We start from the raw sequence: 22,793 nt of genomic DNA on the forward strand, positions 1-22,793 counted from the left end.
CATGACCACTCCAGCGAAGGTGAACAAGATCCAGAATCCGCCGTACAAGGTGGCGGCGGTGGTGTTGGTGGTGGCGTTGGCCGTCATCATCGCCCTGGTTTATGTGCAGTTCCGGGGCGGGTTCACCCCGGAGTACCGGCTGACCATGGTGGCCAACCGGGCCGGGTTGGTGATGGATCCCGGTGCGCCGGTGACCTACAACGGGGTGCAGATCGGCCGGGTGGCCAGCATTTCCGAGGTGCAGCGGGAGGGCAAGCCGGCGGCCCAGTTCGCCCTGGATGTCAAACCCCGCTACATCAAACTGATTCCGCAGAACGTCGAGGCCAATATCGCGGCCACCACGGTGTTCGGCAACAAGTATGTGTCGTTGACCGCCCCCGAGAACAATCCGAGCCCCACACGGATCAGCTCCAAGGATCTGATCGTCTCGAAGTCGGTCACCACCGAGTTCAACACCTTGTTCCAGACGATCATGCAGATTTCGGAAAAGGTGGACCCGGTCAAACTGAACCTGACGCTGAGCGCGGCCGCGGACGCGTTAACCGGGTTGGGCGACAAGTTTGGCGCGTCGCTGGTGAACGCCAACAACATTCTCGACAACGTCAACCCGCGGATGGACCAGGCCCGCCATGACGTCCGGCAGCTGTCCGCGTTGGCCGATGTCTACGCCGACGCCTCACCGGATTTGTGGGATGCCTTGACCAACGCGGTTACCGCGGCGCGCACCCTGCACGAGCACGAGGCCGATCTGGACGCGGCGTTGCTGTCGGCGGCCGGTTTCGGCAACACCGGCGAGGACATCTTCAACCGCGGCGGGCCGTACCTGGTGCGCGGCACCGCCGACCTGGTGCCCACCTCCGAGCTGCTCGACACCTACAGCCCCGAGTACTTCTGCATGCTGCGCAACTTCCACGACGTCGCGCCGAAGGTCTTCGCCGCGTTCGGTGGCGACAACCACTATTCGTTGAAGACCGAGACCGGGCTGCTGTCCGGGGCGGGGCTGCTGTTGAACCCCATGATCATTCCGCTGATCGCCTCCATGGCTGGGCCGCTGTTCGGATTGGTCGGCGGGGCGCAGAATCCCTATGTCTACCCGGATAACTTGGGTCGGGTGAACGCGCACGGCGGTCCGGCGGGTGCGCCGGGGTGCTGGCAGCCGATCACCCGTGACCTGTGGCCCGCACCGACGCTGGTCGTGGACGACGGCGCCAGCATCGCGCCGTACAACCACCTTGAGATTGGTTCGCCCTGGGCCATCGAGTACGTCTGGGGTCGTCAAGTCGGGGAGAACACGATCAACCCATGAAAATCACCGGTACCGCTGTCCGGCTCGGCATCATCTCGGTGGTGCTGCTGCTGTTCACCGCTTTGATCATCGTGGTGTTCGGTCAGATGCGCTTCGGCCGGACCCACAGCTACTCGGCGGAGTTCAGCAGCGCCAGCGGGTTGCGGCAGGGACAGTTCGTCCGTGCCTCCGGGGTGGAGATCGGCAAGGTCAAGCGGCTCAAGCTGGTTGACGGCGGTCGGCGGGTGCGGGTCGATTTCGACGTCGACCGGTCCCTGCCGCTGTACGAGTCGACGACCGCCCAGATCCGCTACGCCGACCTGATCGGCAACCGTTATGTGGAACTCAAGAAAGGGGAGGGGGAAGGATCCGATCGGATCCTGCCGCCGGGTGGGTTCATTCCGTTGTCGCGCACCCAACCCGCCCTGGACCTCGACGCGTTGATCGGCGGTTTCAAACCGGTGTTTCGGGCCTTGGACCCGGAGAAGATCAACACCATCGCCTCGTCGATCGTGACGGTGTTTCAGGGGCAAGGCGGCACCATCAACGACATCCTCGACCAAACCGCACAGTTGACCGCGCACATCGCCGAACGTGACCAGGCGATCGGCGAGGTGGTCAAGAACCTCAACATCGTGCTGGACACCACGGTGCGGCACCGCAAGGAATTCGACCAAACCGTCAACAATTTCGAGGTGCTGATCACCGGCCTGAAGAACAAGGCCGATCCGCTGGCCGCCGGCACCGCGCACATCAGCGACGCGGCCGGTACCTTATCGGCCCTGCTCGCCGACAACCGCGCGCTGCTGCACGACAGCGTCAACTACGCCGAGGCACTCAACGGCCCGCTGATCGAGCAGCTTCCCGACCTGAACCGGAAGATCGAAGAGTTCCCGGTCAACATGAACAAGATCGGCCGCTCCGGCGGCCTCTACGGCGACTTCTTCAACTTCTACCTGTGCGACATCTCGATCCGGCTGAACGGCCTGCAACCCGGGGGCCCGGTGCGCACCGTGCGGCTCACCCAGCAGCCGACGGGTAGGTGCACGCCGCAATGAGGACACTCGAGCCACCGAACCGGCGCCACATCGGGTTGATGGGCATCATCGTGGTGGTGCTGTTGGTCGGGGTAGGCCAAAGCATCACCAGTGTGCCGATGCTGTTCGCCCGGCCGAGCTATTTCGGGCAGTTCGCCAACACCGGCGGGCTGCACAAGGGCGACAAGGTCCGCATCGCCGGCATGGACATCGGCAAGGTGGAAGACATCGCCATCGACGGCGACCACGTGGTGATGAAGTTCTCCGTCGGGGACACCACCATCGGCACCGAGAGCCGGCTGGCGATCCGCACCGATACGATCCTGGGCCGCAAAGTGCTTGAGGTCGAGCCGCGCGGTGCGCAGCAACTGCGCCCGGGCGCCACCCTGCCGATGGGGCAGAGCACCACCCCCTACCAGATCTACGACGCGTTCCTCGACGTCACCAAGGCCACCAACGCCGAGAACGGCTGGAACGTCCAGACCGTCAAGGACTCGCTCAACGTGTTGTCGCAGACCGTTGACCAGACCTACCCACACCTGAGCGCGGCGTTGGACGGGGTGGCCAAGTTCTCCGACACCATCGGCAAACGCGACGAACAGATCAAGCATTTGTTGGCGCAGGCCAATCAGGTGGCCAGTGTCCTCGGGGACCGCAGCCAACAGGTCAACGCGTTGCTGGTCAACGCGCAGACGCTGCTGGCCGCGTTCAACGCGCGCGGGCGGGCCATCGACGCGCTGCTGGCGAACGTCTCGGCCGTCTCGGCGCAGGTGCAGGGCTTCATCAACGACAACCCCAACCTCAACCATGTGCTGGAGCAGCTGCGCACCCTCACCGACATGCTGGTGGAGCGCAAAGGCGACCTCGCTGAATCATTCATCCGGGCAGCGAAATTCGCCGGTGCGTTGAACGAAGCGATCGCATCGGGACCGTACTTCAAGGTGATGATCGTCAACCTGCTGCCGTACCAAATCCTGCAGCCGTGGGTGGATGCCGCGTTCAAGAAGCGTGGCATCGATCCGGAAGAGTTCTGGCGCAACGCCGGCCTGCCGTCGTTCCGGTTCCCGGACCCCAACGGCACCCGGTTCCCCAACGGGGCGCCGCCCGCGGCGCCGCCGGTGTTGGAGGGCACCCCCGAACATCCGGGGCCGGCGGTTCCGCCGGGGTCGCCGTGCTCCTACACGCCCGCGGCCGGTGCGCTGCCGACCCCCGGCATTCCGCTGCCGTGTGCGCTGACCGAACATCTGCCGTTCGGCGCCCCGCCCTCGGGCGGCTACGGGGCACCGGATGTGTTGTCGCTGCCGCCGAACCCCGACGCCACCCCCGGACCGGGCATCACCATCTCCGGGCTGCCCGGGGAGACACCCCCGATGGTTCCCGGCGTCCCGGTGCCACAGCCCGAGGGGCCACCGGGCGCACGGACCGAACCGGTCGCCCCGGTGGCCGGCCCCGGCCCGGCGAACCCCGGGGCGGCACCGCCACCCGGCCCGCTGCCGCCCGGTCCCCCGGCACCGCCCGGGCCCGGCCCGCAGATCTCCGGCGGGGAGCTGTGCACAAATGTTCTGTTCTGTCCCGGGCAAGGGGGTTAACCGATGTCGACCCTCTTTGATCTACGTAACCTGCCGATGCCCAGGCTGACCCGCACCTCGGTGTTCATCGGCATCGTGGCCGTGGTGGTGGCCTTGGTCGCCGGCATCGTCGGTTGGCAGCTGTACCGCAAGCTGACCACTAACACGGTGGTCGCCTATTTCACCGAGACCACTGCGCTGTACCCGGGGGACCGGGTGGAGATCATGGGTGTGCCGGTGGGCGCGATCGACAAGATCGAACCGGCCGGCGATCAGATGAAGGTGACGTTCCACTACGCCAACAAGTACAAGGTCCCCAAGGACGCCCGCGCGGTGATCGTCAACCCGACCCTGGTGGCCTCGCGCAACATCCAGTTGGAGCCGGCCTACACCGGTGGGCCGGTCTTGCAAGACAACGCCGTGATCCCCCACCTGGCCGAGGTGAACGGGGTCAAGGTGGAGCGCACTCAGGTGCCGGTGGAGTGGGACCAGCTGCGGAACGACCTGACCCGCATCATCAAAGACCTTGGCCCCACCAAAGAACAGCCCAAGGGCCCGTTCGGCGATGTCATCGAGTCCTTCGCCGACGGTTTGGCCGGCAAAGGCGAGCAGATCAACACCACCCTCAACAGCCTGGCGACGTCGCTGACCGCGTTGGGTGAGGGACGGGGTGACTTCTTCGCGGTGGTGCGCAGTTTGGCGCTGTTCGTCAACGCGCTGCACGAAAACGACCGGCAGTTCGTCGCGTTGAACAAGGATTTGGCCCAGCTCACCGGCAACCTCACCAACTCCGATCAGGAACTCGCCGAGGCCATCCAACAAGTCGACAAGCTGCTGCCGACGCTGCGCACGTTCCTCGACCAAAACGGGCCGGTGCTGACCCACGACATCAACAACCTGTCCGAGGTGACCACCGCGCTGGTGCAACCCGACGCGTTGGACGGTATCGAGACCGTCTTGCACGTGTTGCCGGCGCTGCAGTCCAACCTCAACGGCATTTACCACCCGGCCAACGGCGGTGTCACCCAGATCCCGGCGCTGAACATGTTCGCCAACCCGTTGTCGTTCATCTGCAGCGCCATCCAGGCCGGCAGCCGGCTCGGTTATCAGGAGTCGGCCGAACTGTGCGCGCAATACCTGGCACCGATCATGGACGCCGTCAAATTCAACTATCTGCCGTTCGGCCTGAACCCGTTCCAGCCGGCCGCCGTGCTGCCCAAGGAGGTCTCCTACTCCGAGGAACGGCTGCGGCCGCCGCCCGGCTACAAGGACACCACCGTGCCCGGGATCTTCGCGACGGATACCCCGTTTTCGCATGGCAACCACAACTCCGAAGGCTGGGTCGTCGCCCCCGGGATGCAAAACACTCAGGTCGGCGGCTTCACCGCGGCCATGCTGACCCCGGAGTCGCTGGCCGAGCTGATGGGCGGACCGAACATCGTGCCGCCCCCGGAGGGGCAAACCCCGCCCGGGGCGCCCAACGACTACGACGAACAGAATCCGTTGCCGCCACCCTGGTACCCGCAGCCCGGCCCGCCGCCGGCCCCGGGGCCGGGGGTGGTGCCGGGACCGCCGCCGCCCAACCTGGTCATCCCGGGCACCGGGCCCGCCCAATCACCGCTCGCCGCCGAGGCGCCCGCACCGGAAGGACCGGGACAGTGAGGGCCGTGAGCGCGGTGCGGCACCGCCTGTGGCAGACGCTGGTGCTGTCCGTCGGCGCCGTGCTGCTGAGTTCGTGCGCGTGGCACGGCATTGCCAATGTGCCACTTCCGGGCGGTCCAGGCTCCGGCGCCGGCTCCTACACCGTCTACGTGCAGATGCCGGACACGCTGGCCCTCAACGGAAACAGCAAGGTGATGGTGGCCGATGTGTTCGTCGGCACGGTGCACAAGATCGAGTTGAAGAACTGGATCGCCACGCTCACGCTGCGGTTAAACAAGGATGTGCGGCTGCCCAAGAATGCCACCGCGAAGGTCGGGCAAACCAGCATCCTGGGCTCCCAGCACGTGGAGTTGGCGGCACCGGCCGACCCGTCGCCGCAACGGTTGAAGAACGGCGACACCATCCCGCTGGCGCATTCGTCGGCGTACCCCAACGTCGAGCGGACCCTGGCCAGCGTGGCGCTGATCCTGCGCGGCGGCGGGGTGCCGAACCTGGAAGTGCTGTCCAACGAGGTCACCAACATCTTCAGCGGCCGCAAAGAGCAGATTCACGATTTCCTCGGCAAGCTCGACACGTTCACCGCGCAGCTGAACCAGCAGCGTGACGACATCACCCACGCCATCGATTCCACCAATCGGTTGTTGGCCTACGCCGCCGGCCGGTCGGAAACCCTGGACCGGGTGCTGACCGAATTCCCGCCGCTGATCAAGCATTTCGCCGATAAGCAGGACCTGTTCATCAACGCCGTCGACGCGGTGGGCCGGTTCAGCGGGGTGGCCGACGAGACGCTGTCGGCGTCCCGGACCAATCTGCATCAGAACCTGCAACTGCTGCAGCGCCCGCTCAAGCAGATCAGCCGCGGCGCGACGTACATCAACGGCGCAATAGATCTGATGGCGACCACGCCGTTCGAACTCAACGGCATCAAGTACGCGATCCGGGGCGACTACATCAACGTGTCGCTGATGCTGGACACCACGTTGAGCATGGTCGACAACGGGATCCTGACCGGCACCGGCTTTTCGGGGGCATTGCGGGCGCTCGAACAGTCGTGGGGCCGCGACCCCAACACCATGATTCCCGATATCCGGTTCACGCCGAACCCGCTCGACGCACCGGGCGGTCCGCTGGTCGAAAGGGGGGAGTGAGCATGCTGACCCCGTTCATCAAGCGCCAGTTGATCTTGTTCACCGTGGTGACCACGATCGCGCTGGTCGCATTGGGCTGGTACTACCTGCGCATCCCATCGCTGATCGGCATCGGCCAGTACACGCTGTCGGCGAATCTGCCCTCGTCCGGCGGGCTGTACGCGACCTCCAACGTGACGTATCGGGGCACCACCATCGGTAAGGTGACCAGCGTCGAGCCGACCGATGAGGGCGCTCGGGCCACCATGAGCATCGCCAGCAAGTACAAAATCCCGATCGACGCGTCGGCGAACGTGCACTCGGTGTCGGCGGTGGGTGAGCAGTATCTGGATCTGGTGTCCAAGGACAACCCGCCCCAGCATTTCTCGCCGGGAGCGACCATCCCCAAAAATTTCGCGGACGGACGCCCCCGCAACACGGTGCCGTCCCCGATCGGCCCGGTCCTAGATACCGCCAACCGCGGGCTGGCCGCGCTGCCCGCGGACAAGATCGGTGGACTGCTCGACGAAACCGCGCAAGCGGTCGGCGGGCTGGGCCCGGCGCTGCAGCGGTTGGTGGACTCGACCCAGGCGATCGTCGGTGACTTCAACACCAACATCACCGACATCGACGACATCATCGCCAACTCCGGTCCGATCCTGGACAGCCAGGCCGAGTCCGGCGATGCCATCCAACGCTGGGCCGCGAACCTGAACACGCTCGCGACGCAGGCCGCCGCCCAGGACCCGGCCGTGCGCCGCATCCTGCCGCAGGCGGCGGCCTCGGCCGACCAGGTCGCCGGGGTGCTCGGCGGGCTGCGGGATTCGCTGCCGCAGACCCTGGCCAACCTCGAGATCTTCTTCGATATGTTCAAGCGCTACCACGGCTATCTGGAAGGAATCCTGGTGGCGCTGCCGCAAGAGGCGTCGGCGGCGCAGACGGCCACCCTCCCGTTCGAGTCGGAGCACCGGGCGCTGCTGCCGCTGGGGCTCACGATCAACCAGCCGCCGCCGTGCATGACCGGGTTCCTCCCGGCGTCGGAGTGGCGGTCCCCGGCCGACACCAGCCTGCAACCGCTGGTGGACGACCTGTACTGCAAGATCCCCAAGGATGCCCAAAACGTGGTGCGCGGCGCGCGGAACATCCCGTGTGCCGACGTGCCGGGCAAGACGGCGGCCACCCCGAAGGAGTGCCGCAGCGACAAGCCGTACGTGCCGTTGGGCACCAACCCGTGGTACGGCGACCCGAACCAGATCCGCAACTGCCCGGCGCCGGGGGCCCGCTGCGATCAGCCGGTCGACCCCGGCCGGGTGATCCCGGCGCCGTCGATCAACAACGGGGTGAACCCGGCCCCAGCCGACAAACTGCCCCCGCCGAGCGGTTCGTCGCCCGGTGGGACCCCGCCGCCGGTCAGCGACCCGCTGACCCGGCCCGGCACCGGGACCGTCGAGTGCAACGGCCAGCAACCTAACCCGTGTGTATACACTCCGGGTGCGGCGCCCTCAGCGATCTACAGTCCGTCCAGTGGACAGCTGGTTGGGCCCGACGGCGTCAGATACACCGTCGACAACTCGAGCAACACAGGAGACGACGGATGGAAGGAGATGCTGGCACCGGTCAGCTGAACCACCCCGAACTTGACGCCACTTCGTCGCTCACGGATGGCATGGACCAGACCAGCACGGCGGCCGATTCACCACAAGCGGCCGACGAAACCGACCAACCCGGCACCGAACCCCCGGCCGACCAGGCGGACGTGAACGCCGCCGCTGGCGACGCGGTAGCACGGGGTCCGTCCCGGCTGCGGGGCCGCTGGCTGATCGGCATCGCGGCGGTGCTGATTGTGCTGGCCGGCGCGCTGGGGGCGGGTGGTTACCTGGCGCTGCGCTTCCATCGCGACAGCCAAGCCGCCGCACGCGCCGATGTGGCTGCGATCGCCGCCGCCAAGGACTGCATGACCGCACTGAACGCCCCCGACCCGGCGGCGATGCAGGCCAGCCAACGCAAGATCATCGAGTGCGCCACCGGTGCCTTTGAGGCCCAAGCACCGATGCTGAGCAGCCTGCTCGCCGACGCCTACACCCAGGCGGACGTCCACGTGCAGCTGCTGGACCTGCGGGCGGCGGTGGAACGCCACAACGACGACGGCTCGATCGACGTGTTGACCGTGCTCCGGCTCATCGTGTCGAGCACCGGCAAAGAAGTGAGTTATCGGCTGCGGGTGACGATGGCGCCGGTGGACGGCGAGTACAAGGTGGCCAAGGTCGACCAGGTGGCGCAGTGACCGCGGTGCTGGCGGACACCCCAACCACCGTCGTCACCGCGGCCGGCGGCGAGGCCGCCGCGCGCTGGTCGGCGCGTGCCGGCGCATGCGCCGTCGACGTCCTACCCGCGGTCGGGGTGGTCGCCGCGGCGGCGCTGGCCGCAGTGACCCTGCCGCCATTCGGGCCGTGGTGGTGGATCTGCGTCTCGGTCGGCGGCGTGGCGATGCTGGCGATCCCGGTCAACCGGGTGATCCTGCCCGCGGTCACCGGGTGGAGCCTGGGCCGCGCGGCCTTTGGCGTGCAGGTGGTGCGTCGCGGCGGCGACCCGGCCGGCCCGGTGCGGCTCGCAGTGCGCGACGTCGCGCACCTGCTGGACACCCTCGCACTGCTGCTCGGGTGGTTCTGGCCGCTGTGGGATCCGCCCCGCCGCACGTTCGCCGACATGCTGATGGGCACGCGTGCCCACGCGGTGCCGTGTCCGGTGGCGACGCGAACCATGCAGCGGCGGGTCGTGGCCCTGGTCGGTGTCGCCGCCGTGCTGTGCGCGGCGCTGGGTGGCGTGAGTTTCTTCGTGGTCTACCAACGGGACCGCGCCAACGACCAGGCCCGCGCCCAGTTGAGCGAGCAGGGCCCGAAAATCGTCGCGGAAATGTTGACCTACGACCCCAAGACATTGACCGACGACTTCGCCCACGCGCAATCGTTAACCACCGACAACTACCGTGGTCAACTCATCGAGGTGCAGCAGGCGGTGCAAAAGGGCGCCACGCCGCACGCCTACTGGATCCCCGATAGCGCGGTGCTGGCGGCGGCGCCGCGGCAGGGAACCATGCTGATGTTTTTGCAGGGACAAGCCGGCGTGCCACCCCATGTCCAGGGAATCCACGCGACCCTTCGCGTGCAGTTCGCGAAACCCGCCGACCGGTGGCTCATCGACGACCTGACCTTCGTCCCGCCGCCGGGGCACCGATGAGCCCGCGGCGCAAGATTGAACTCGGCGAACCCGAGCTGCTGGTGTCGCCGCCGCCGCGGCCGCCGCGACCGTGGGGGGTGCTGGTCGCCGCCGCCGTGGGCGCGCTGGTGATCATCGCCTCGGTCACGGCGGGCGCCTTGATGCTGTACTCCCACGAAGACCACCGGCGGACGGCGCTGAACGAGGTCGCGGTGCTCGACATCGCGCGGGCGTTCACCGCGGACTTCCTGTCGCCGGATCCCACCGGCGACAGCGGCGCCAACCGCTACGTGGATCGGATGGCCGCGCAGAGCTCCGGCGAGCTCGGCAAGTGGTGGCAGGACCGCAGAAACGAGATCCTGATCCAGGTTGCGACCGGGCCGGTGGTGAAGGCCACCGTCTTGGATGCCGGGGTGGAGCGGTGGAACGACGACGGCAGCGTCGACGTCTTGGTGGTCGCCAAGACCGCGATCAAGTCCGGTGACGGCAAACGCATCGAGGCCGAGCCGACGGTGCGTTGCCTCGAAACTGTGCGACGGGAAGGGAACCAGTGGAAGATCAGCAACCTGAGCCCGGTGATCTGACCGACCAGGCGCCCGACGGGGACGAGTCGGCGGCGGAAGAGCCCGACACGGCCGGTGACGACGAATCGGATGTGGCCGACCACACCACGACGGAGGTGATCGCCGCCGACGGTGCGGCACCGCCCCGACGCCCGAGGGGCCGGCGGGCGGCGGTGGGGATCGGGGCGGCGGCCGCGCTGTTTGTGGGGTCGAGCGCGTTCGCCGGCGCCATGGTGCAGCCCTACCTGGTCGACCGGGCGTTGGTGGCCACCAAACTTGAGATCGCCCGCGCCGCGACCGAGGCCATCACCACGTTGTGGAGCTACACCCCGGAGAACATCGACACGCTGCCGGACCGGGCGGCCCAGTACCTCACCGGCGATTTCGCCGCCAAGTACCGCAAGGATGTTGATCGGATCACCCCAGCCAACAAGCAAGCGAAGATCAGTCTGAGCACACAGGTCTCCGGGGTGGCGGTGTCTTCGGTGGACGGCACTCAGGCCAGCGCGCTGGTGTACACCAACACCAGCTCGACGAGCCCGAAGACCAAGGGGATTCCGTCCCTGCAGTATCGGTCCTATCAGATCTCCATGACCCGTCAGCACGGCCGATGGCTGGCCACCGAACTGGCCGCCATCACCAGATTCAGTGTGACACCGGAATTCTGACGCGGGCACCGGATGACCGAGACTCTGCCGATTGGCCGCCGGCGGATCGTCGCAGCGCTGCTGCTGCTGACCGTCGCGACCGGCCTGATCGACGCGATCAGCGTCCTGGTGCTCGGCCACGTGTTCGTGGCGAACATGACCGGCAACGCGATCTTCGTCGGGTTCTTGTTCGTGCCCGGAACCGGCATCGACTGGACCGGCGCCGCAGTGTCTTTCGGCGGATTTGTGACCGGCGCGATCGTCGGCGGCCGATTCGTGCGGTGGCTGGGCCACCGGATCCGGGTCTGGCTGACCGTGGCGCTGGGCACCGAGATCGTGGTGCTAGCGGTGCTGTCGATCCTGGCCGGGACCGGGGTGCTGCACTACCACGACAGCAGCAAACTCATCGTGATCGCGAGCGGGGCCCTGGCGTTTGGCCTGCAGAATTCTACGGCGCGCCAGTTCGGCATCCAGGAGCTCTACACCACGGTGCTGACCTCGACGATCGTCGGACTCGGCGTCGACAGCCGACTGGCCGGCGGCACCGGTAAGCGGGAAAAGCTGCGCTACAGCGTCGTTGCCGCGATGGTGGGCGGCGCGGTTGTCGGCGCGACGCTCTCCCGTGTGGTGGTGGCCCCGGTGATCGCGTTGGCGGCGGCGGTGGTCGCGGTGAGCCTGCTGGTCTTTACCGTTGGCGTTGACCCTGCGGCTACCAGGCAAAAGTGCGAGTAACACGCCTGGTCAGCGCAGAGTGAACGTGTTCTACGCGCCCTAGGCGCCGCCGTACTCGGGCCGCAGGATCGAGCTGAGCGCGGCCAGCGGGATGTGCGGTTCCACCGTGCCGCCGTCCATGTACCACTGCCAGTCGAAGGTGCCGTAATTGATTGGGGTGTCGTGGCCGACCGGGTAATCCGGCAGGTACAGGATCAGCTCATCGGGGGTGATAGCCCACGCCTTGTACCCGGCGCCGAACGGTTTGTCCGGTGTCCAGCGGTCCGGGGTGAACGGGTAGGTCTGCGGGTTGTGCTCCCAGTGTGCGGCGTCGAGCGCCTCGATGATGTAGGGCTCGGCGAGCGGCGGGATCGCTGCCAGCGGGTCGACCCCCGGTTTCGTGATATCGGCGAGCTGCAGCCGTCGGCCGCCGGCGTCGTAGCTGAAAGTGCGGTAGGCGTTGTTGATCCACGGACCGTCGGCGTGGTAGTCCTCGTGGAACACCACGCTGGTCGCGCCGCCGTGCGGGAAGATCTCGTAGTTCTCCTCGCCCCAGCTGTCCTGGACCATGCTGGCGCCCTTGATCTTCCAGTTATTGAACAGGTTGCGCAGGTATTCGCTGATCTCGGGGCGATCCACGAAACCGTCGGGCACGGCCATCTTGATGTCGCGGGTGGCTTTGCGTTCGGAGACCACCGCGGTGTGGCAGTAGTGCCCGTCGAAATCGCCGCCGAGCCCGCCGCAAAACGATGCCGCCGATGCCGAGGCGACGGGCGCCGTCCCGATCGCCGCGGTCGCGCCCATGACCGCGACACTTGCCATGCTCGCCACGAGCCGGGTCACCCACATGCTGCTCGCTCCTAGGGCAGTTCGACTTTGCTTGCCAGCCAGCGATCGTCGACCTTCTCCATGGTCACCTTCATCCGGCTGCGGTCCACCCGCGGGTCGGGTAGCGCGGTGTTGGTGACCTTCTGGTCGACCATCAGCAGCACGACCACCTTGTTCTTGGATTCGGACTGGATCGCCGACTCCACCACGGTGCCCTGTGCCGCCGCCTTGTTGTCGATCAGCAGCTGCCGAAGCTGCACGCTCGACTTGGTGTACATGTCCTTGAAGTCCCCCGTCGCGCCGTTGAGGACCGCGGCGAAGTTGTCATCCACCTTGTTCGAGTCAATGCTGGTCAGCACCTGGGCATAGCTCACCGCGGTCTGTTGCGCGGCATTGGCCGCCTGGTTGAGCAGGTGCTGCTGCCACAGCTGCCAGCCGAGTCCACCAGCCAGGCCGAAGGCGCCGGTGAACGCCGCAGCCACCAACCCGATGCGCGCATAGCGTTTCCAGGACCGCTGCCGTTGCACGGTCGGCTCCAGCCCGGTGACCTCATCGTCGGTGTCGGTGTCGGTGTCGGTGTCGGTGTCGGTGTCGGTGTCGGTCTCAGCGTCGACCTCGGCTGCGGCCTCGCCCTCGGTATCCGTGTCGACCGCCGCCGGTTCGCTGGCAGCTGCGGCTTCCTCGGGTTTCTCCTCGGTGTCGTCGACTACCGGGTCGTCTTTGTTTGTCACGGTGGTCTCTCCTTGCGCGTTGCGATGCGGTGCGGTCTAGCGGGGCGGCTCGAGCGGCAGCGCGGGCCCGCCATACGGGGTGGGGATGGTGTAGCGGCCCTTGGGCGTTGGGTCACTGGTCGCACTGAGGTCGGCGCCGGGCGGCGGGCCCGCGGTGTCGTCCCCGGCGGGGCGCGGCGCGTTCTTGGCGCCGCGGATCAGCACGCTGGGATCGTCGTCGAAGCAGTACCCGTAGATGAATGGCTCGGGGTAGTCCGCACCCGACGAGACGCGGCGTGGGGTGCCGTAGTCACAGACGTAGCGCGGGTAGATATCGGCGGTCGCCCACAGTCCGTTCTCATGCATCACCGCCATCAAGGCTTCCAACCCGGAACCGCGGTAGTTCGGGAACAGTGCGTTGAGCGCGGGCACCCGGACGTAGAGCAACTGCGACAACGACGCCAGGTTGGCGAGCAGCCCCACCATCGTGTCGGAGTTGTCGTCGTAGAGCGTGTCGATCGCCGACATCAACCCGGGCGTCTGGGCGACCAACCTGCGGTATCCGCCGTCCATCTTGGTGACGCCGGTCAGCACCTCGCTGAGCTCGTCCGCGGTGGCGGCCAGGCCGGCGTTCTTGTCGGTGAGCAGGGTCAGCACGGTACGGCTGTTGCGCAGCAGACTGGTGGTCTGCGGCAGCACCGGGTCCAAGGTGGACAGCAAGAACATGCCGCCGTCGACGATGTCGGCGAGCTTGCGCGGCCCCTCTTTGCTCATGCCCAGCTCATGCTTGATGAGTTCGAGCTTCTTCGGATCGACTTGCGCCAGCACCCCGTTGGTGTCGGCCAGCAGCTGCGACAGCGGAACCGGTGTGGTGGCCCGCCCCGGCCCGACGACGCTGCCATTGGACAGGTAGGGGCCTTCGGTGGAGCGCGGCTCGAAGTCGATGTACTGCTCGCCGGCCGCGGACAGCCCGGAGACATGCACCTGGCACAGATGTGGCTTGTCCTTCGGACATTCCGGCGGCACCGGGATCTTCACGCTCTTTTTGATCTTGGCGATCGCTTCGACCCCGTCGGGGGTGATGTGCAGCGATTGAATCCGCCCCACCGGGATCCCGCGGACCGCGACGTCCTGGTTGGCCAGCAGGCCGCCGGATGCGGGCAGCGCGATCTTGACCTGGTAGGTGGTGTCCAGCGGGTTCACCCGCAGCGCGCCGACCAGCAGGTAGGCGACCGACACCACCAGGGTCAACGCCAGCGCGATCCCGGACACCCAGTTGCGCTGGCGGTAGCCGGCCTTGACCAGGGCGACGAGGAAGCGGGCAATGGTGTTGATCACGGCGCCGGCACCTGCGGTCCGGGATTGCCTGGCCCGGGGCTGTGCGACTCGATTTCCTGCTGGGCCTGCTGCTCAGCGGGGGTGGGCGGCAGCGGCGGCCCCACCGGGAACCACGGCACCTGGCCCATGTTGGTGTTGGGTCCGGTCCCCACTACCCGTTCCTGCAGCCGCCACAGCACATACTTCACCGAGCCGGCCAGTTTGGCCCAGTCGTAGCGCTTGGGCCCATGGAAGGCCACGTCGCCCTTCCAGCCGGCGTCGGGGATCGACCCGAGCACCAGCCGGTCGATCGAGGCGCGCACCGAAATCGCCGTGCCCGGCAGCAACTTGACGATCGGCGGCATCAGCCGGTTCAGCGCGTACAGGCTGGTGTCCGGGCTCAGCGCGACATCGTTCCAGGAGCCGGCGACGGTGTTGAGATCCTTGATCACGCTGCGACCGCTGGTGTCGGTGCCGGCGATGGACGGGAATCGTCTGAGCTGATCGCTGGTGGCGCCCAGCGTCTCGATCACATCGGCGATTTGGTTGGTGTTGGCGGCCAGCGTGTCGGTGGCGGGACCCACGTTGCTCAAGAAGTCGGTGAGGGCCTGGTTCTTTTCTTCGAGCCGGTCGCCGAGGGCGGCGGTTTCGGTCAAGGCGTTCTCGATCTGGCCGGATCGGCTGTTGAGTTTGGCCAGCAGGTCGTTGGTCTGGTTGATCAGGTTGCCGAACGCCTCCCCCTGGTTTCCGGTGGCCCGGCCGGCGCCGTTGACGAAGTTGGTGAAGTTGCGCACCGCGCCGCCATTGACCAGCAGGGCCGCCGAGTTCAGCACCGACTCCACCGTCGCTGCGGCCGCGGTGGACTCCAGGCCAATGGTGTCGCCCTCTTTGAGCAGCGGCGCCTTGGGGTCCAGCGGGTCCGGGGGTTTGATCGCGACGAACACATCGCCCAACGGTGTCGCCGAGCGCAGTTCGGCGGTGCTGCCCACCGGAACCCGCACCCCATCCATCAGGCGCAGCGTGGTGAACGCGGTGTAGTTGCGCGCGACCATGGACTCCAGCTGCCCGACGTCGGCCCCGGCGAGCTTGACCTTGGCGTGCGCGGGCAAGTTCAGCGCGTTGGAGAACACCGCGTTGATCATGTATCCACCGGTGCCGATGCCCGGGGCCGGCAGCGGCAGGCTGCCTAACCCGTTCGTGGCGCAGCCGGAGCTGAGCAGGGCGGTAGCTGCCATCGCCGCCAACGCCCGTTTTGTGTGCCGCGCCATCGTCATTGCCCCATCGCCGAAAGTCCGTCGAGAATGAAGGTCAAGCCGAAGTCGGGTCCGTAATCCGCCAATGTCCCAGTGCTGCACCCCAACTGACGCAGATGCATCATGTTGCAGAGTTCCTTGGTGGACTGGGTGTCGGTGAGAATCTTGTCGACGGGCACGTGCACGCGCACCGCGCCGTTGACCTGATCGATGGCGTTGTAGGTGTTTTCCAGCATCAGCGGCAACACATCGATGAGCTCGGCCACTTCGCGCTTGCGCTCGGAGGTGGACGTGACGGCGGTGTTCCCGTTGATGATGCTCTGTTTGAGGTTGTCCCGGTTGGCCTGGATCAGGCTCGTCGCCTGCGCGATGATCTGGTTGAGCGTGCGGCCGGTGGTGCCGGTGCCGAGATCCTCGTCGGCCAGGATCTGAGCCAGCTGGTGGGTTGTCGACCCGAATTCGCGCAGCTTCGCGTCATTACGTGCCGCCGCGTCGATCAACGAGCTGAGGTTGGTAATGATCGTGGTCAGCTGATCGCGGGTCGCTTCGCCGCGGTCGGAGCTGAGCCGCAGCGCCCCGGAGAGCTCGCTGAGTGCCGATTTGACCTTCTCGCCGTTGCCTTCGGTGGATTCGGCGGCGGCGTTGATGAGGTCGCCGATCGGCGTGTCGCCCGTCTTCTCGCCGTTGAGCGACTTCGTGATCTTGTCCAGCATGTCGAGGACCTTGTCGAACGCGACCGGGGTCTTGGTTCTGGGCAGGCCGATGATGTCGTGGTTGCGCAGCACCGGGCCGCCCTTATACGGCGGCGTCAGTTCGATCTGACGGTCGGTCAGGATCGAGGTGCTGATGGTCACCGCGTGCACGTCGGCGGGCACCTTGACGTTCTTGTCGACGGTGAATTCGGCCTCGACGTACTCACCCTTGGGCGTGACCTTGGTGACCTCGCCCACCGGCATGCCGACCACCGCGACCACGTTGCCCTCGTAAAGCCCCGCCGCGCTGTCGAACTGGGCGGTCACCGTGATCGTGTTGACCTGCTTGTAGACGTAGTACGCGATGCCGCCGAGCACCGCCGCCACCACCACGGCGATGCCGGTCACCAGGGCGATGACCCTACTTCTGCCGCTCATTTGCAGTCCTTGAAGTACTCGATCATCCCGAATTGCTTGGCGCGCCCGCTGATCGCGCACATCCACGAGTCCACGGCGATCCCGTTGGCGGTGTAGAACTCGACGGCCGGCCCGTATCCGGTGACGTTGGCCAAACCGCGCAGCGGCACCGGACCGATCTGCAGCAAGCTGCGGAACAGGTCGTCGTGCTGGCCGATCATGTCCGACAACTGGTGCAGGCTGTTGAGCATGTCATCGAGCATCGGCCGGTCGTTGACGACGATGTTGTTCAGGTCGCCGGCCAGGTTCGTCAGGGCCGCCAGCATCGCGTGGAAGGTGGCTTGTCGGGCGACGAAGGTCCCGAGCAGGTCCTGGCCCCGGTCGACGAGGTTACCCAGATTCGTCTGCTGGGCGCGCAGCGTGTTGGCCACCCGCTGAGTGCTTTTGAGCAGGGTGCCCAGTTGATCGCGCCGGCCGGCGGTGATCGCGGACAACGTGTTCAGGTTGGCCATGGCCTGGGGCAAGATGGCCGGCAGCCCGTTGAGCTGGCGGCCCAAAACCGCCAGCGACTGGGCGAACTGGTCGGAGTTGACCTGGTCGAAGGTGGTGGTCGCGTCTTCCAACGCGGTCTGCAGGTCGTAGGGCACCTGGGTGTGGTCGAGGGTGATTGTCTTGTGCGGCAAGGACCCCGGGCCGTCGGGGATCAACGCCAGATAGCGCGAACCCAAGATGGTCATCACGTTGATGACCGCGCGGGTGTCTTTGCCCAGCGGAACGTTGTCGCGCACCGTCAACCCGGCCTCGACGTGACCGTCGACCAGTTTCATCGATGAGACCGTGCCGACTTCGATACCGGCGACGGTGATGGGGTTTCCGGGGCGCAGCGATGCGGCTTGGGCGAATTCGGCGGTGTAGTGGGTGTAGCCGAAGCCGAGCAGCTTGATGAACAGCGAGATCGCGACCAGCACCGTGATCACGCCCAGGGCGATCACCCCGAGCAACGTCCTGTTGTAGGTCTCCAGCGGCCGACTCCGCCAGCGTTGGATGAACGACTGCCGGGGCTTCGGAATGGGTGCCGTGATCTCAGCCATTGGACATGTTCCTGCATCGGGGCGTGTGCCAGGCCTGGTTCTCCTTGGTGATCACCCGAGCGTTTCCTGGGGTTGCGGCGTTCACGATGAAGGTCACGATGTCGTTGAGTCCGGGGAAGAAGCCGGTCAGGTTGAGGTCGCAGATGTAGGCGTTGCCGTAGCCGCCCTCCCCGACGATGCGGGCCAGGCCCTTCAGCAGCAGCGGCAGGTTATCGCCCATGAACGCCAGCTGGGGTTCGATGCCGACCATGTGTTTGGCGAAACCGGGCTGGCGGGTGATGAGTTCGTTCAGCGAGGGGTAGACCTCGTTCATGATGATCGACAGCTGCCGCGTCACGTGGGCCAGTGAACCCACCGAGGACTGCAGGGCGGGGCGGCGGGCGTCGAAGTCGCTGACGATGATGCGGGCCTGATTCAGCGCGTGATCGAGGTTGTCGTTTTGCGTCGCGACGTTGTCGGTGACCTTGGACAGGCTGGTGATCAGGTTACCGAGGGCTTCATCGCGCCCGGCAATCGATTGGGTGAGCACCGAACTCTGCTCCACCAGTTCGGTGATCGACGCCTTGTCCCCGGACAGGGATTGGATGACGCCCTTGGTCAGGTCGTCGGCGGCCTTGGTGTCCAGCAAGGAAAACAGCGGCTCGAATCCGTTGAGCATGTGGCCGACGTCAAACGAGGGATCGGTGCGTTCCACCGGGATGACGCTGCCCGGCGGCAGCAGATCGGTATTGCCGACCTTGCCCAGTGACAGGCCCAGGTAGCGCTGCCCGATGATGTTTTGGTAGGTCACCGAGGCAACGGTGTTGCCGTAGAGCTTCTGGTCCTTTTGGACGATGAAGCTGACCTTGGCCAGTTTCCCGTCGAGTTCGATCTTTTCCACCCGGCCGACGCGCACCCCGGCCATGCGCACGTCGTCGCTTTCCCGCAGCCCGTACACGTCGGTGAACACCGCCGAATACTTGTTGGTCGGCCCGGCCACGTCGCGTTGCAGGGTGGCGTAGACCAGCCAGGTCACCGCGATCGCGATCACCATGAAGATGGACAGACCGATCAGCGGTCCCCGCGTTCTCATTTCGGCCCCTCCGCTGGCTCGGACTCGAGCGAGACCGTCATACCCCGGGCCACCGGGCCCAGCAGCAGCTGGGTGGCCACCGACGCCGGGTGCGGTTGGCCGGTCATCACCCCGAGCTGGGCGCGTTCGACCTCGCTACCCACCGGTCCGACATTGCCGCCGAACGACGCCGGTGCGGCCTCGGCCGGCAGCGGGCCCGGCGGCAGCGGGGGTGGCGGGACACCCAACTCCGGGCCCGGCGGGAACGCCGGGATAGGCGGCCCCGGCGGCGGCGGCGGGCCGCCCAGGTCGGGGTCGGCGGTGCCGGGAATCCGGGGCGCGGGGGCCGTCCACCACGGCAGCGGGGGGTTCGGGTCTTCCAGGTTGGGGTTGGGGTTGACGAGCGGGAACCCGTCGGCGATGAGGTTCCCGTCGGGGCCGATGTGGGTGCCCCGCGGCGGCTCGAGGCCGGCCGGGAAATGGTAGTTCTGTGGCAGCATCGACTCCGGCAGGTCGGGCCGCTGAGCAACCAGTGGCGCGGTGTAACAGCTGGGCCCCTTCAGCTCGCCGTAGCGGGGGCAGTCCGCCCGGGTGTAGGTGTAGGTCGGGGTCAACGACAGGTTCACCCGCATATTGCCGGTGTCGACGTCGTCAATCCAGACGTTTTCGAAGAACAGGTCGGACAGCTTGTGCACGCGGGTGAAGATCGGCACGAAGTGGTGCGCGTTTTGGGCGAACACGCCCAGCGCCGGGGTGAGGTCATGGCTCATCTGGATCAGCTGGTCGATGTGGTTGTCGATGGCGGTCCGGGTGGTGCCCAACGTGTTTTGGGAGCCGGCGAGCAGCGATTCCAGCTGGGCGCGGGTCTCGGCGAAGGTCTGCATCGGTTTGATCGCCTGGTGCAGGGCGTCGACGAGATCGGGTGCGGTGGACTGCAAGCCGCGGGTCGCATCCAACAGCGCCGACACCGTCGACGGGGCCTCGGGGTCGGTGGCGACGATGGCGTCGAGTTCGTTCAGGATGTGGGTCAGCTGGCCGGCCGCGGTGAGCAGCTTGGTGCGGCGGTTCTCGGTGGCCGCCTGCACGGCGGCCAGGATGCCGACGCTGTGGTCCTCGCGTCCCCGCCCGGTCGCCGCGAGGAGGTCGCGCAGCTTGGAAATGGTGGTCTGGAAGATCACCGTCGACTGCCTTTGGTCCTCGGGGATGTGGGCGCCGTTGCCGATGGCGGTGCCGCGATGGCCCTCGCCGGGGTCGACCAGTTGCACCGAGGACACCGCGAACACGTTGGAGGGCACCACCCGCGCGGTCACGGTGGCCGGGATGTCTTTGGCGTATTGGGGTTTGAGATCGATGTACACGTAGTTGGGTTTGCCGAAGGCCGCCGGGGTGACGTCCTTGACCGAGCCGACCAGCAGCTCGTGGTATTTGACGTCGGACTGGCTGGGCAGACCGTCGCCGACGTTGACCAGGTCGGCGACCACCCGCACGTACTCGTTGAGCCGACCGGTGGATTTGTATAGCAGGGTGGCGGTGACCGCGATGATCACCGCGAAGATGGCCAGCCCGTAGCCGAGCAGTTGTTGGTCGGTGGGGCCGCGGCCGTCCAGGTCGAGCGAATTACCCATCTACCCACCAAACCTCGCGCCGGCGTCGATGCTCCACAGCGCCATGGTCAGCAGCATGTTGAACATGATCACCACGGTGATCGAAGCCCGCATGGCGTGCCCGGCGGCCACCCCGACACCTTCTGGACCACCACTGGCGTAGAAACCGTAGTAGCACTGGATGGTCGACGAGATCCACACGAACACCACGCATTTGATCACCGAATAGATGATGTCCTTACCCGAGAGCATCATGGTGAAGTAGTGCAGGTAGGGGCCGATGGAGCCGCCGCTGATCACCCCGGTGGCGACCTGACAGGTCAGGTAGGTGATCGCCAGGCAGGCCACATACAGCGGGATCACCGCGATGATCGACGCCATCAGCCGGGTGGTCACCAGATACGGGATGGGCTTAATCGCGATGGAATCCAGCGCGTCGATCTCCTCGGCGATGCGCATCGCGCCCAGCTGCGCGGTGAACCGGCAGCCGGCCTGCATGGCGAACGCCAGCGACGCCATCAGCGGCGCCAGTTCGCGGGTATTGACCAGCGAGGAGATGATGCCGGTCGCCGGACCCAGCCCGAGCAGGTTCAAAAAGTTGTAGCCCTCGATGGCCACCAGCGCGCCCGCGGTGAACCCGAGCACCACCGCCACCCCGGCGGTGCCGCCGCCGACCACGATGGAGCCGTTGCCCCACGCGATATCGCTCAGCAGCCGCAAAAACTCCTTACGGTAGGACCGCAACACCGCGGGCACCGAGACCGCGGCCCGCACGAAGAACACCACCATGTGCCCCAGCACGATGGCCGGCTTGGACGCCCGGCGATAGGCCGCGACAAACGGCCGGGCCAAAGCGGGAACATAGGGTGTGGCGGTCACGTCATAGCCCCGTCCGCGGGAACAGCACGTTATACAGCTGGCTGATGCCGACGTTGACCATCATCAGCAGCAGGATGGCTTCCACCACGGCCGCGTTGACGGAATCGGCCACCCCGGTCGGCCCGCCCTTGGTCGACAACCCCTTCTGGCAGGCGACGATCGCGACGATCGCCCCGTACACGATGGCCTTGAGCAGCGCGACGATCATGTCCTCCGGTGTCGCGAACGAGGAGAACGTCGCCACGAAGCTGCCCGGCGCGCCGTGCTGAAAATAGACATTGAACAGGTAGCTGGCCAAAAAGCCGACGAAACAGGTGATCCCGGTCAGCGCCACCCCGACCATGATGGCCGCCGCGAACCGCGGCACCACCAGGCGGCGGATCACCGACACCCCCATCACCTCCATGGCGTCGGTCTCCTCACGCATGGTGCGCGAGCCCAGGTCGGCGGTGATCGCCGACCCCACCGCCGAGGCCATCATCACCGCGGCCACCAGCGAGGCCGCCTGCCGGATCACCGCCAGCCCGGCCGCCGCCCCGGCCAACGACGTCGCACCCACCTGGTTGGCCAACAGGGCGAACTGAATCGACAGCGTCACCCCGATCGGCAGCGCCACCAAAATCGTCGGTAACACCGCGGTGCCGGCCATGAACGCGCCCTGCCGCAAAAACTCGCCCCACTGAAACCGGCCGGTGAACAAATCGATAAAGAACCACTGCACCGTGCGCACCGCCAACACATACTGCTCACCGACCGTGGTCAACGAGGCCAGCGGATGCCGCTTGACGTACCCGGTAGTCCACTCCTCAATGGCGGCCACACCATCGGATGCCCGCGCGGGCTGTTGCTCTTCCTGGGTGGTCATGCGCTGCTGCCCGAGCCGCAACCGGCCGTGGCCGTCCACCGACGGCTGTACAACGCCGCGGTGAGCAGAGCCGGCTGCTGCGCGCTGACGGGGTGATCCACGGCGGACATGTTAACGGCCGTCCTTACCCTGCGGTAGGTTTCTGCAATACCAATTTTGGACGACTGGCATGAGGAGGTCTGGGCGGCCCGAGCCGGTGCGTCCAAGGCAATCTACGCGGTCCCGCTGAGACGCCCCCATCTGGCCATCTTCGGCCATCCGGCGACCTGG

General features: G+C 66.6%; 21 protein-coding genes. 11 read left to right on the plus strand and 10 right to left on the minus strand.

Annotated features, from left to right (window positions below):
- Position 1: 1 nt before the first annotated feature.
- Genes ACAG26_RS18025 through ACAG26_RS18075 form a run of 11 tightly spaced genes read left to right on the plus strand, consistent with a single transcriptional unit; the run spans position 2 to position 11,837 of the window.
- A complete protein-coding gene (locus ACAG26_RS18025) occupies positions 2 to 1,306 on the plus strand; it encodes an MCE family protein (protein ID WP_370484433.1) in 1,305 nt (434 codons plus the stop codon).
- Positions 1,303 to 2,343, plus strand: a complete 1,041-nt coding sequence (locus ACAG26_RS18030) for a virulence factor Mce family protein (RefSeq protein ID WP_370484434.1) — start codon at positions 1,303 to 1,305, stop codon at positions 2,341 to 2,343. Before ACAG26_RS18025 ends, ACAG26_RS18030 begins: the two co-directional genes overlap by 4 nt.
- Complete coding sequence (locus ACAG26_RS18035; protein WP_370484435.1) at positions 2,340 to 3,911, plus strand: MCE family protein; 1,572 nt, start codon at positions 2,340 to 2,342, stop codon at positions 3,909 to 3,911. Before ACAG26_RS18030 ends, ACAG26_RS18035 begins: the two co-directional genes overlap by 4 nt.
- 3 nt (positions 3,912 to 3,914) lie before the next feature.
- Positions 3,915 to 5,552, plus strand: coding sequence for a virulence factor Mce family protein (locus ACAG26_RS18040; RefSeq protein ID WP_370484436.1), 1,638 nt, complete (start codon positions 3,915 to 3,917; stop codon positions 5,550 to 5,552).
- A complete protein-coding gene (locus ACAG26_RS18045; RefSeq protein ID WP_370484437.1) occupies positions 5,549 to 6,700 on the plus strand; it encodes a virulence factor Mce family protein in 1,152 nt (383 codons plus the stop codon). Before ACAG26_RS18040 ends, ACAG26_RS18045 begins: the two co-directional genes overlap by 4 nt.
- A gap of 2 nt (positions 6,701 to 6,702) precedes the next feature.
- The gene (locus ACAG26_RS18050) at positions 6,703 to 8,304 is read left to right on the plus strand and encodes an MCE family protein (RefSeq protein WP_370484438.1); all 1,602 of its coding nucleotides are present in this window, start codon (positions 6,703 to 6,705) and stop codon (positions 8,302 to 8,304) included.
- A complete protein-coding gene (locus tag ACAG26_RS18055) occupies positions 8,274 to 8,963 on the plus strand; it encodes a hypothetical protein (RefSeq protein WP_370484439.1) in 690 nt (229 codons plus the stop codon). The genes ACAG26_RS18050 and ACAG26_RS18055 overlap by 31 nt, the downstream gene beginning before the upstream one ends.
- Positions 8,960 to 9,916 carry an RDD family protein gene (locus tag ACAG26_RS18060; RefSeq protein ID WP_370484440.1) on the plus strand — a complete coding sequence of 319 codons (957 nt, stop codon included), beginning with the start codon at positions 8,960 to 8,962 and terminating at the stop codon, positions 9,914 to 9,916. Before ACAG26_RS18055 ends, ACAG26_RS18060 begins: the two co-directional genes overlap by 4 nt.
- A complete protein-coding gene (locus ACAG26_RS18065) occupies positions 9,913 to 10,479 on the plus strand; it encodes a mammalian cell entry protein (RefSeq protein WP_370484441.1) in 567 nt (188 codons plus the stop codon). The genes ACAG26_RS18060 and ACAG26_RS18065 overlap by 4 nt, the downstream gene beginning before the upstream one ends.
- Positions 10,446 to 11,126: a mammalian cell entry protein gene (locus ACAG26_RS18070; RefSeq protein WP_370484442.1), complete on the plus strand. Its 681-nt coding sequence runs from the start codon at positions 10,446 to 10,448 to the stop codon at positions 11,124 to 11,126. The genes ACAG26_RS18065 and ACAG26_RS18070 overlap by 34 nt, the downstream gene beginning before the upstream one ends.
- 12 nt (positions 11,127 to 11,138) lie before the next feature.
- Positions 11,139 to 11,837, plus strand: coding sequence for a YoaK family protein (locus ACAG26_RS18075; RefSeq protein ID WP_370484443.1), 699 nt, complete (start codon positions 11,139 to 11,141; stop codon positions 11,835 to 11,837).
- Between the two features lie 39 nt (positions 11,838 to 11,876).
- Here ACAG26_RS18075 and ACAG26_RS18080 read toward each other — a convergent pair whose 3' ends face one another.
- The 10 genes from ACAG26_RS18080 to ACAG26_RS18125 are packed head-to-tail and all read right to left on the minus strand — an operon-like array spanning position 11,877 to position 22,523.
- Complete coding sequence (locus tag ACAG26_RS18080) at positions 11,877 to 12,665, minus strand: mannan-binding protein (protein ID WP_370484444.1); 789 nt, start codon at positions 12,663 to 12,665, stop codon at positions 11,877 to 11,879.
- Positions 12,666 to 12,676: 11 nt separating this feature from the next.
- Positions 12,677 to 13,375: an Mce protein gene (locus ACAG26_RS18085; RefSeq protein WP_370484445.1), complete on the minus strand. Its 699-nt coding sequence runs from the start codon at positions 13,373 to 13,375 to the stop codon at positions 12,677 to 12,679.
- Between the two features lie 36 nt (positions 13,376 to 13,411).
- On the minus strand, positions 13,412 to 14,692 hold the full coding sequence (locus ACAG26_RS18090) for an MlaD family protein (RefSeq protein ID WP_370484446.1): 1,281 nt from the start codon (positions 14,690 to 14,692) through the stop codon (positions 13,412 to 13,414).
- Positions 14,689 to 15,945, minus strand: coding sequence for an MCE family protein (locus ACAG26_RS18095; protein WP_370484447.1), 1,257 nt, complete (start codon positions 15,943 to 15,945; stop codon positions 14,689 to 14,691). The genes ACAG26_RS18090 and ACAG26_RS18095 overlap by 4 nt, the downstream gene beginning before the upstream one ends.
- Positions 15,942 to 17,054 carry an MCE family protein gene (locus ACAG26_RS18100; RefSeq protein ID WP_370484448.1) on the minus strand — a complete coding sequence of 371 codons (1,113 nt, stop codon included), beginning with the start codon at positions 17,052 to 17,054 and terminating at the stop codon, positions 15,942 to 15,944. The genes ACAG26_RS18095 and ACAG26_RS18100 overlap by 4 nt, the downstream gene beginning before the upstream one ends.
- The gene (locus ACAG26_RS18105) at positions 17,051 to 18,124 is read right to left on the minus strand and encodes an MlaD family protein (protein ID WP_370484449.1); all 1,074 of its coding nucleotides are present in this window, start codon (positions 18,122 to 18,124) and stop codon (positions 17,051 to 17,053) included. The genes ACAG26_RS18100 and ACAG26_RS18105 overlap by 4 nt, the downstream gene beginning before the upstream one ends.
- Positions 18,117 to 19,196, minus strand: coding sequence for an MlaD family protein (locus tag ACAG26_RS18110; protein WP_370484450.1), 1,080 nt, complete (start codon positions 19,194 to 19,196; stop codon positions 18,117 to 18,119). Before ACAG26_RS18110 ends, ACAG26_RS18105 begins: the two co-directional genes overlap by 8 nt.
- Complete coding sequence (locus ACAG26_RS18115) at positions 19,193 to 20,800, minus strand: MlaD family protein (protein WP_370484451.1); 1,608 nt, start codon at positions 20,798 to 20,800, stop codon at positions 19,193 to 19,195. Before ACAG26_RS18115 ends, ACAG26_RS18110 begins: the two co-directional genes overlap by 4 nt.
- Complete coding sequence (locus ACAG26_RS18120) at positions 20,801 to 21,658, minus strand: ABC transporter permease (protein WP_370484452.1); 858 nt, start codon at positions 21,656 to 21,658, stop codon at positions 20,801 to 20,803.
- Between the two features lies 1 nt (position 21,659).
- On the minus strand, positions 21,660 to 22,523 hold the full coding sequence (locus ACAG26_RS18125) for an ABC transporter permease (protein WP_071021876.1): 864 nt from the start codon (positions 22,521 to 22,523) through the stop codon (positions 21,660 to 21,662).
- Positions 22,524 to 22,793 lie beyond the last annotated feature (270 nt).

Source organism: Mycobacterium sp. pUA109, assembly GCF_041287095.1.
GTDB lineage: Bacteria > Actinomycetota > Actinomycetes > Mycobacteriales > Mycobacteriaceae > Mycobacterium.

Excerpts from the sequence above, each read along its gene's own strand:
- ACAG26_RS18035 (WP_370484435.1), top strand. The coding sequence starts at position 2,340 with ATGAGGACACTCGAGCCACCGAACCGGCGCCACATCGGGTTGATGGGC.
- ACAG26_RS18125 (WP_071021876.1), bottom strand. The coding sequence starts at position 22,523 with ATGACCACCCAGGAAGAGCAACAGCCCGCGCGGGCATCCGATGGTGTG.
- ACAG26_RS18030 (WP_370484434.1), top strand. The coding sequence starts at position 1,303 with ATGAAAATCACCGGTACCGCTGTCCGGCTCGGCATCATCTCGGTGGTG.
- ACAG26_RS18115 (WP_370484451.1), bottom strand. The coding sequence starts at position 20,800 with ATGGGTAATTCGCTCGACCTGGACGGCCGCGGCCCCACCGACCAACAA.
- ACAG26_RS18040 (WP_370484436.1), top strand. The coding sequence starts at position 3,915 with ATGTCGACCCTCTTTGATCTACGTAACCTGCCGATGCCCAGGCTGACC.
- ACAG26_RS18110 (WP_370484450.1), bottom strand. The coding sequence starts at position 19,196 with ATGAGAACGCGGGGACCGCTGATCGGTCTGTCCATCTTCATGGTGATC.
- ACAG26_RS18025 (WP_370484433.1), top strand. The coding sequence starts at position 2 with ATGACCACTCCAGCGAAGGTGAACAAGATCCAGAATCCGCCGTACAAG.
- ACAG26_RS18050 (WP_370484438.1), top strand. The coding sequence starts at position 6,703 with ATGCTGACCCCGTTCATCAAGCGCCAGTTGATCTTGTTCACCGTGGTG.
- ACAG26_RS18065 (WP_370484441.1), top strand. The coding sequence starts at position 9,913 with ATGAGCCCGCGGCGCAAGATTGAACTCGGCGAACCCGAGCTGCTGGTG.
- ACAG26_RS18080 (WP_370484444.1), bottom strand. The coding sequence starts at position 12,665 with ATGTGGGTGACCCGGCTCGTGGCGAGCATGGCAAGTGTCGCGGTCATG.
- ACAG26_RS18075 (WP_370484443.1), top strand. The coding sequence starts at position 11,139 with ATGACCGAGACTCTGCCGATTGGCCGCCGGCGGATCGTCGCAGCGCTG.
- ACAG26_RS18105 (WP_370484449.1), bottom strand. The coding sequence starts at position 18,124 with ATGGCTGAGATCACGGCACCCATTCCGAAGCCCCGGCAGTCGTTCATC.
- ACAG26_RS18055 (WP_370484439.1), top strand. The coding sequence starts at position 8,274 with ATGGAAGGAGATGCTGGCACCGGTCAGCTGAACCACCCCGAACTTGAC.
- ACAG26_RS18100 (WP_370484448.1), bottom strand. The coding sequence starts at position 17,054 with ATGAGCGGCAGAAGTAGGGTCATCGCCCTGGTGACCGGCATCGCCGTG.
- ACAG26_RS18095 (WP_370484447.1), bottom strand. The coding sequence starts at position 15,945 with ATGACGATGGCGCGGCACACAAAACGGGCGTTGGCGGCGATGGCAGCT.